General features: G+C 64.9%; 8 protein-coding genes and 3 pseudogenes. 7 read left to right on the forward strand and 4 right to left on the reverse strand.

The genetic code is table 11. The features are described from left to right. A pseudogene (locus ADBZ5U_RS12670) lies at window positions 1–263 on the forward strand (hypothetical protein); the annotation flags it as partial. A gap of 151 nt (window positions 264–414) precedes the next feature. On the opposite strand, the gene ADBZ5U_RS12675 reads toward ADBZ5U_RS12670, so the two are convergent. Together ADBZ5U_RS12675 and ADBZ5U_RS12680 are read right to left on the reverse strand one after the other, a co-directional pair. Then, window positions 415–3,327, reverse strand: coding sequence for an AMP-binding protein (locus tag ADBZ5U_RS12675; protein ID WP_526810710.1), 2,913 nt, complete (start codon window positions 3,325–3,327; stop codon window positions 415–417). Further along, window positions 3,305–3,460 carry a DUF6131 family protein gene (locus tag ADBZ5U_RS12680; RefSeq protein ID WP_526810712.1) on the reverse strand — a complete coding sequence of 52 codons (156 nt, stop codon included), beginning with the start codon at window positions 3,458–3,460 and terminating at the stop codon, window positions 3,305–3,307. Before ADBZ5U_RS12680 ends, ADBZ5U_RS12675 begins: the two co-directional genes overlap by 23 nt. Before the next feature lie 232 nt (window positions 3,461–3,692). Between ADBZ5U_RS12680 and ADBZ5U_RS12685 the strand changes: the two genes are divergently transcribed. The 4 genes from ADBZ5U_RS12685 (at window position 3,693) to ADBZ5U_RS12700 (ending at window position 6,630) form a co-directional block, all read left to right on the forward strand. Then, entirely contained in the window at window positions 3,693–4,421 is a 729-nt protein-coding gene (locus tag ADBZ5U_RS12685; protein WP_526810713.1) for a TetR/AcrR family transcriptional regulator, read from the forward strand. 8 nt (window positions 4,422–4,429) lie between these two features. Next, window positions 4,430–4,945: a DUF5994 family protein gene (locus ADBZ5U_RS12690; protein WP_526810715.1), complete on the forward strand. Its 516-nt coding sequence runs from the start codon at window positions 4,430–4,432 to the stop codon at window positions 4,943–4,945. A gap of 171 nt (window positions 4,946–5,116) precedes the next feature. Continuing rightward, window positions 5,117–5,878, forward strand: a complete 762-nt coding sequence (locus ADBZ5U_RS12695; protein ID WP_526810717.1) for an ANTAR domain-containing protein — start codon at window positions 5,117–5,119, stop codon at window positions 5,876–5,878. A 23-nt stretch (window positions 5,879–5,901) separates the two neighbouring features. Further along, the gene (locus ADBZ5U_RS12700; protein WP_526810718.1) at window positions 5,902–6,630 is read left to right on the forward strand and encodes a GAF and ANTAR domain-containing protein; all 729 of its coding nucleotides are present in this window, start codon (window positions 5,902–5,904) and stop codon (window positions 6,628–6,630) included. Between the two features lie 234 nt (window positions 6,631–6,864). Here ADBZ5U_RS12700 and ADBZ5U_RS12705 read toward each other — a convergent pair whose 3' ends face one another. Then, on the reverse strand, window positions 6,865–7,446 hold the full coding sequence (locus ADBZ5U_RS12705; protein WP_526810722.1) for a DUF5994 family protein: 582 nt from the start codon (window positions 7,444–7,446) through the stop codon (window positions 6,865–6,867). A 224-nt stretch (window positions 7,447–7,670) separates the two neighbouring features. On the opposite strand from ADBZ5U_RS12705, the pseudogene ADBZ5U_RS12710 reads away from it, so the two are divergent. Beyond that, window positions 7,671–7,787 (forward strand): annotated as a pseudogene (locus tag ADBZ5U_RS12710) (NlpC/P60 family peptidoglycan-binding protein RipD); the annotation flags it as partial. A 43-nt stretch (window positions 7,788–7,830) separates the two neighbouring features. Here the strand turns inward: ADBZ5U_RS12710 and ADBZ5U_RS12715 are convergent. Beyond that, the gene (locus tag ADBZ5U_RS12715; protein WP_526810720.1) at window positions 7,831–8,124 is read right to left on the reverse strand and encodes a DUF4193 family protein; all 294 of its coding nucleotides are present in this window, start codon (window positions 8,122–8,124) and stop codon (window positions 7,831–7,833) included. A gap of 169 nt (window positions 8,125–8,293) precedes the next feature. Between ADBZ5U_RS12715 and ADBZ5U_RS12720 the strand changes: the two are divergent. Continuing rightward, window positions 8,294–8,653: pseudogene (locus ADBZ5U_RS12720) on the forward strand (tocopherol cyclase family protein); the annotation flags it as partial.

Below are 8,653 nucleotides of genomic sequence, written 5' to 3' on the forward strand. Positions count from 1 at the left end.
GGGAGCCGTTCGCCCGGCTGATCCTGGAGGCCACCTACGAGGCGACGCTGCTGGCTGCGGCTGAGCAGGCCGACGCCGGCGGGTCGAACATCGTGCTGCTGACCCGGGTCGGCGGTGGAGTGTTCAACAACCACCCGGGGTGGATCGACGCCGCCATCGAACGCGCGGTGGGCGTCGTCGCCGAGGCGGGCCTGGACATCCGCGTCGTGTGCCACCGCGACGTCAGCTCCGGTGTGCGCGAGATCATCGAGCGGTGGGGCTGATCGGGTCGGCGAAGCCTGTCGCGCCCGGCGTCGGGGAACCGGTTCACTGACACGACTGTTTACTGACACAACTGCGGCCCCCGTATTGGTGGTTACAACCACCACGCAGCGGTTCGTTCTAAGGCGGGGTTGCCGCGTGTCCGTGGAGCCCTCACGAACAGACCGGGCTTCCTTGTCGGTAGTGGCCGTCGGCAAGGTCGTGGTACCAGGTCGTCTCCGCCGGTGCGGGAAGTCCGGCGGCTTGTAGCCCTGTCGAGAGGGCGCGGAAGGCGGGCGTGACGGGTGTGCCGTTAACGATGTGGACGATCGCGGGACGCTGGTCCGGTGGGAGCTCACCCAGTGCGGTGGTCAGACTGCCCTCGATGAGATTCTTGCCGTCGGCCAGCGTCACAGCCGCGACAGCGACGTCGTGGGTAGCGGTGGCGACGGGGTAGACCACGGCCAGTGCGATCGCCGGGATGCTGCCGAGTGCGTCGCAGATCGGCTCACGGAAGACAGGCCCGCCCGCCGACTGGATCACGGTGTTCCTGTTGTCGACGTACCAGTAGTCGCCGTCGGTGTCGCGGCGGAACAGGTGGTCGGTGGTGATCCACGTATCGCCTTCGGCGAAGACTGAGCGCATGGCTACGCTCGCGGCATCGCGGCCCGAACGCGGCGTTGCCAGAAGCACACCCACCTCGCCATCGGCCGATGGGCGCACAAACCCGCGTTCATCCTCGATGAAGCGGCCCGTCGCGGCGTCGTAGGCGCCGAGTCGGACCTCGCTGCTGCCGGGGAGCGGACGACCCTTGGATCCGACCTTGCTACCACCGACGTTGGCCAGCAGGGCGTCCCCCTCGGTGGATGCGAAGAACTCCAGCACTTGCGCCGGGGCGAATCGGAGGGCGACCTTGTGCCACAGCCCGGCCGGCATGCCGGCTCCGATGAACAGACGGATCGGATGATGCTCCTGAAGCGTGGGTGAGGTCACGTCGACCAGTTCACTCAGCATTCCCCAGCTGTAGGCGACCACCGTGACCCCGTAGCGGTGAACCTCGTCGGCGAATCGCGTCGGGTCGACACCCCGGGTCATCGCGATGCGTGCGCCGCCGGCGACCGCCCCGCCGAGGCCGATCAGCAGAGCCGACGGATGGTGCAGCGCGGTCGGACAGTAGACGGTGTCACGGCGGTCGAGTGCGGCGGCAGCGGCCGTTCCGAAAGCCGAGTGCGCCCAACGATGATTAGTGACCTCCTTGACAACCCGGCGTCCCCCGGTCGTGCTGAAGAACACGAACGCAACATCCATCGCCAGGCCCGGGTTGGGCCGGTACCACTGCGGTAGCCGCATGTCTGAAACGTCCAGGCTGTCCAGCACGACGAACCTGCCCGGCTCGGTGCCGGTCGGTCGCCCGGAAACGAGCACTCGGGCGCCGGTGGCAGCGGCCGCTCCCAATCTGTCTGGGGTGGTGATGATTTCGGCGACTGCGCACAATTGAACTGCGGCGGCGAGGTCATCGTCCGGTGGAAGTAGCACCGCCACTGCGCCCAGCCTTGAAAGCGCCGCAATCGCGATGACGGAATCCGGGCAGGTGTCCATCAGGACACCGACGTGGGCGCCCTGACGGATGCCGGCCGTGATGAGTCGTCCCACCGTGCGGTCGATACCCGCCGCGACCGCCGCGTTGGTCTGGACTCGGTCCTCGAACAGGAAGCATTCCTCGTCGGGTGCCTTCTTCGCATGCTCGGCGAGCAGCCTGCCCAACGACACCCGGGTGTGGGGCTGCAGCCGCTCCAGCCGAGTGAGATGGGGCGCGGACCGGACCGCCTCGTAGGCGATCTCCTTGCCGGTGCGCGCCGCCCCCACCGCCGCGGCGACTAGTCCGAGGCTCACGCCGATGCCCAGTTCGGCAAGCGCACCTGCCGAGTGACCGATTCGGGACGGCAGCCCGGTAGAGCCGTGGAGCCCTGCGTCGGAGTCGGCCCTCATGCGATTGACACCCTGCGGTTGGGGTCCCCGGCCGTCCTGCCACAGCACCCATCTGCCGATCGTCGGCCAGGTGTTCGTGGCGGCGCTCGATCCGACGACGAGGCCGAAATGGCCTGCTATAACCGACAGTTCGGACACCTCGGCACGGGGGGCCGCACGCCGAATCGCTCGCACTGACGCCGGTTGGCCGATTCCATCAATCTCACCGATGACCGCAAGGATCGGGCAGGAGATCTCCGCGAGTGTTATCAACGTTCCGTCGATGACCGCGCCGCCCGCCATCATCCGGTTGTGGACGACGAACTGCCGCAACAGTTCTGCGACTGCCGGACCGGACCAGGCCACCCACCCCTTGGCTTCGATGAATCTGCGCTGCTGCTCCCTGGGCAACAGCGCTTCTCGGTCATGAAGTTCCCGGAGGAAGTTCCATCTGGCCTGGACAGTCTTGACCGGGTCCAGGAGCTGAAATCCGGTCCGGGCGATCCACGCGGACACAGAGAGATGGTTGAAGACACGGTCGGCGAGCAACTGCGCCACCGGACCGGCGAATGCCACCGGGATTCCGAACGGCAGACCACTGAGCGAGTCGACGGCGCTACCGAGCGTGACGACGCTCGCCAGTCCCGCGGACCGTCGGTAGGCTGCGGTGTCGTAGCAGAACATGCCCCCTTGAGAGTAGCCCACCAAGTGCACGTCTCGACCGGTGTGTTCGCGGACCGAGTCGACGACACTGCTCAACGCGATGACGTGATCGCTGAAGGTGCGTTCCAGGCCACCGCTCTCGATATCCGGCGAACCGAAGTCGACCACCCAGGGATCCAGACCGAGGTCGTGCAGGATCCCGACCGCACCCCTGTCTGGCGTGACGTCGAACACGTTGGCAGACAACATCATTGGCGGCACCAGTACGACCGGCGGACGTGGCGGACCGTCCGGACTGTCGGGGAAGTACCGTCGAAGTCGGTACATCGCGCAGCTTTCCACCGTCTGATACGGCGAGGGCCGTGATCCGGTCTCAAAGCCGCCGAACCGCAGTACCTCCGCACCGTTGCGGATGGTCGCGAACAACCGATTCTTAATAGTAATAGCGGCGGCCACCGACGGCGTGTCCCAGTGATCCCAGCAGCCAGAGCACGCCGCCGACGATCAACAAGATGAGCCCGATGGACCACAGCACCGAGAACTTCAAGACGAATCCGAGGCCGAGGAGGACGATTCCGAGAGCGATCATGGTGAGTTTCCTTAGTTTCGATAGTTGTTTGGGGGTGTCGGGGGGCGGTGCGCTCAGTGCTTGCTGGGGATTCCCGGAAGCATGGTCCGCAGTCGCGATGAGCCTCGTGCATCGCCGCGTTTGCCTCGATTTTCGATGGCGAAACCTTCAGTTAACGCCAATTCAGCTGCATTGTCAACAGTGTTGACCCACGGCGTGGGTATATGGTGTTGGAGACTCGAAGGACGGCCGAATGACCCGAAGTCCCGAACCGGCTGGCGGCGGATCTCAACCCACCTCCACCGCGTCTGAGCATGGCGTCCCACAGATCTCGCGCGCGCTCATCCTCCGGGAGGCCTTGGCCATCATCGATCGTGATGGCGCGGACGGCTTATCCATGCGCCGACTCAGCAAAGCTGTCGGAAGAGACCCGGCAGTTCTGTACCGCCACCTTCCCAACAAGGCCGCGGTGCTCGACGGGGTCGTCGAGGTCATTCTGGAACAAATTGCCGTCGACGCCACCGACCCGAACTGGGTCGGCCAGCTACGGACCATTGCGCACAGTTTCCGCGACATCGTGCTCGCCCATCCGAACGTCTTTCCCCTGCTTGTCACGCGACCACTCTCGACACCGCTGGGGCAGCGACCGCACGGTGCGCTTCGACACCTCGAGAACATTCTTCTGCTCCTCACCTCCGCCGGGTTCACCGGTGAGGACGCGCTGCACGTGTACCGGGTGCTGTTCGCCTACCTTCACGGGCATGTGCTTTCCGAATTGCAAGAAGTCGTCGAACGACCCGACGAAGCCGACGATCTGCTGCGCCTTGGGCTGTATCGACTACCGGTTGCCGAATTCCCACAAGTACGTTCTGTGGCAACCGCTTTGGCCGACTACGACGGTGCGGCCGAACTCGACCGCGGCCTTGATCTCCTACTCCCGGGTCTCGAGGCGGCCCTTCCGCGGGCAGCCGGAGTGGGCTAGGAAGAGATATGGAGTCGGAACACCCCGAACACACCAGCCGGCCGCGATTGTTGCTTAAGCCGGAAGCGATCCGCTCCGGCTGCGTCGACGGGGCATGGTGGCCCCGGAGCGAAGATCTGGCTTCAGAGCTTCCCGAGCTGCTCGCCGCGCTGCAAGATCGCCTGGGCTCCATCGACAGCGTGTCGTACAAAGTCGGCGACTGGGCGAAGCGTCCCAGTTCATTGCTCTTCGACGGACGCGCGGTTGACCTTGGCGGGAATCGACGTCAGCCGCCCAACACCCTCGAAGTCATCGGACTCGACCGCAGCAGGATCGTTCTGTTGGTAGTGCCACCCCATACCAGTCCGGACCGCGCCCACGCCGGCATGGCCGCTGCGGCGGCACCGGAGGACACCTCGACCGTAGATGAACTCCTGATGATCAGCCTGCAAGACCGGGAGCACCGGACCCGGCGAGGCGCCGCGGAACAACGGTGGGATTCCCACGGCAACCCACCCCCTAGCGCTGAGTCCTCGGATCGCTGAATGTCACGGCGCTAGAACGTATTTTGCTCCGAGTGCGACAGCCGCGACTGCAGCGCGTACGGTTCAGGCCATGGAGTTCTCCGGGTGTCGCCGTCTTTGCGGCGACGTTGAGCTCCGACGCACGAGCGCCGATGCCATGAGGCCTCGGGAACCGCGGGTGGGAGCGTAGCGATGACGCCGTCGGCTAACCCGGCCGGTCCGAACGATGCCAAGGCTCGATTCCTGTCGGCCATCGACACGATCAGAGATGTTCGTGACGATCCGCAGCGGCTATGCTCGGCCTGTGTCCTGAAGCTGCCGGTCCAGCGGGCTGGGATCCTGCTCAACGTGTCCGGTACCGGTCTGGATGTCCTCTCCGCCAGTGACGCAGTCGCGGAGAAGGCGGAGTGGACCCAGGTCACACTCGGCGAAGGTCCGGCGGTTGAATCGATCGCGACCGGATTACCGATGTCACTGGCCGATCCCCACCGAAGCGATCGCTGGCCGGTGTTTCTCTCGGAGATCAAGAGTCTGGACGTGGGCGGGATTTACGCTTTCCCGTTGAACATCGGTGTCATCAGGGTCGGTGCTCTCGATCTCTACACAGCCGTCGGTGACCCGTTCGGCGCGCAAGACTTCGCCGACGCACTGGCGATCGCTGAAATTCTGACCGGCGTTCTGCTCAGCATGGGACCCGATGGACTTCTGCCTCAGACACTCGGCCCATGGTGGAATCAACCGCTGAGCAGCCGGGAGGTGCACCAGGCCACCGGGATGGTCATGGCGCAACTGGGGGTCGACGCCCGATCCGCTTATGTTCGGCTGCAAGCGTTCGCATTTGTCAATGGACGGTTGCTCAATGACGTTGCCGGCGAAGTTGTGTCCCGCCGTCTGCGATTTCAGCCTGAACCCGATGACGGTCTCTCGTCGGGTCGCGACACTCCGATTTGCTAAGCATCGAGACGGAAGGGACGAACATGGACAACGATGGGCGGCTTGCCCAGGCGTTCGTCGGTCTGGCTGACACACTTGTCGAAGATCACGACCCAGTCGAACTTGCACAGCAACTCATCGAGAGTTGCATGCTTCTGTTGCCGATCTCGGCTGCCGGACTTCTGACCGGCGATCCCCGGGGCCAACTTCACGTCCTCGCGTCGAGCAGCGAAGAGACCAGACTGCTCGAGTTGCTCCAGGTCGAAGCAGACCTCGGTCCGTGTCTGCTCGCGTATCGAACCGGCGAACAAGTCCTTGTCGACGATCTCAAGGTGGACTCCGATCGCTGGCCTGAATTCGCCGGCCGAGCAGGGGAATACAACTACAGATCCGTGTGTGCCCTGCCGCTTCGGCTGCGTGATAAGAGAGTCGGTGCGCTGAACCTGTTCCGCGACGAGGTCGGTGCGCTGGGGCCGAGTGACGTGGCCATCGGCCAGGCACTGGCTAATGTGGCGACGATCGGGATACTGCACCAGAGCCTCCTCACCCGAGCCGACCTGATCAACCAGCAATTGCAGGCCGCGCTGAATACTCGAATCGTCATCGAGCAGGCAAAAGGCGTGATCGCCGAACGCGCCGGTGTCCGGATGGAACAAGCCTTCGAACTGTTGCGGTCTCACGCCCGGCGAACAGGCCAACGGCTTGCCGATGTCGCTCGTGCAGTGGTGGAAGGCGGCGACTCCTCAGCGATCATCTCGCAGTCGGCGCGCTGAAAAGCCGTGCGATCACACCATGGAGCAAGGCGTGTTGTCTCTCTCGTATTCCATCGCCGCTGACGGCTGTCCACCCGCCGGGCCGGTAGGTCTCCGGTGGGGCCGTCCCGCCCCGGACGACCTCCAGCGAACCATCGGTGTGCTTGATGTAGTGGTCAGCGGAACGCTCGAACACATCGGTGAGGCCGTTCTTGCACGTGACATTCACAGTCAATGATTTTGATCCGATCCTATCTAATGGGTGTTTCGAGCGGGAGATGGCGGAAGCCAGCCTTGAGCGGAATGCGTGGGCCGGCAACGCGCTCCGCCTTCTGATTCCCAGCGATCCTGCTCAGCGCCGCGGTTCGGCACAGGGACGGCCCGAGTCGGCGCCCTGCTCGTGAGCAGGGCCTCGACGGTCGAGGAGTCCCTCACCGCGGCTGCGGCCATCATCGCGGTGTGGGCCGATTCGGGATCGGTGCTCGGGGGTACGAGCAGGAGGAGAATCCGGCGACGGCTGTGCCCGATGACCTCGACGGTGTGGCTGGGCTGATGGCGATATCCGTCGAGGCGGACTGCCCTACCACCCATCGCCACCTTGGCCGGCGCCGTTCTCCATTCGCCCAGGTTGAAGAGCACGCGCTCGATAGGGCCGAGCCGAACAGCCAGTACCGCCAGCAAATCCGGTAGTTCCGCGAGAAGGTCATCGGTGCGGGGCCACCACGCCCCATCGACGTGACCACTCTGGGGCGCCTTTGCTTTCAGGCGCAGTCGTGGCGTGCGAAGCGGTGGCGTGCGGTGCTGCCCGACTTCGGTCTGAATGTGGTTTTGCGTCATGGCGACGCTCCCGTCCTGACCGCGAACCGGCCAGTTACCTCGATTCAGCGGCGAAACGACCTCGACAGGCCGCATGCGAAAAACCGCTGATTATCTAATGATACGCCGTAGTGGGCGGGCCGTGCGTGCACGCTCGTCGGCGGTTGACGCCTGGGCCGTGCCGCAACGATGGTCCACGCCGGTCACCTACCGTGTGACCGTGGCACTGATCGCGCGCGGCCACGACGGTGACGATGTTCCTGGGCAACAACCAGATGCTCGAGGTCGGCGACAACGGTGTGACGGTGTCGCAGGTTCGGACCGCCGACATGGCGCCGTATCTGGTGCGGATCATCGCCTAGGTCGGGAACCCCGACAGGCCGGCGCTGGAGATCTAGCGGCCCGCTACGCGCAGTCGGTGCAGATCGACTCGCCGTTGCGGCCCCGGGCCAGCCTGCTTCGGTGATGGACCAGGAAGCAACTGCTGCAGGTGAATTCGTCGTGCTGCTTGGGCACCACCTGAACGATGAGCTCATCATCGGACAGGAAGGCCCCCGGGAGTTCGTAGGACTCGGTGAGGTCGGTTTCGTCGATGTCGAGGACGGCCGTGGAGGTTTCGTTGCGCCGTGCGGCAAGTTCGTCCAGCGACTCGTCGGCGTCAACGAGTACGCGACGGGGGGCGTCGTAGTCAACGGTCATGGTTCGTGCCTTTCGGGTTCGACCATCCGGCCGATTGTTCGGCCGGATGCGCTCTTATTCCCCTACGCAGGGCGGTCTAAACCCGATTCTTCAGCCGGGTCAAATTCGCCGTCAGCGACTCCTTGGCGACATGGGGCTCGCCTTGACCGGGGCACCTACACTCACTGTCATGAGCCTGGTCCGGATGTACCGCCGCACCGGCGCCGACGTGCCCTTCGGCGATCCGCTGCCGTCACACGGCACCGAGATGGAGGGTTGGTTCTGGCGGGTGTCCGACGAGGCCAGCGGCCGGGTGCTGATCGCGCTGTGCAGCGTCAACCGCCACCCGGCCGGGGACTGGTCGACGACGGCGGTGGGGGTGCATCCGGGCCTGGTGGTCCGATCCGCGGCGTTGTCCGGCGCCCGAGCCGAGCACAGTCCCTTCATGGTCACCGCCGGCGATGAGGCCGGCAGATTCACCGTCGGCGCCGACCGGGTGCGCTTCCAACTCGGTGACCTGAAGCTGAATATGGAGTTCGGTGACCGGGTG

It is taken from the genome of Mycobacterium sp. (genome assembly GCF_040398885.1).
In the GTDB taxonomy this organism is placed as follows: Bacteria; Actinomycetota; Actinomycetes; order Mycobacteriales; family Mycobacteriaceae; genus Mycobacterium.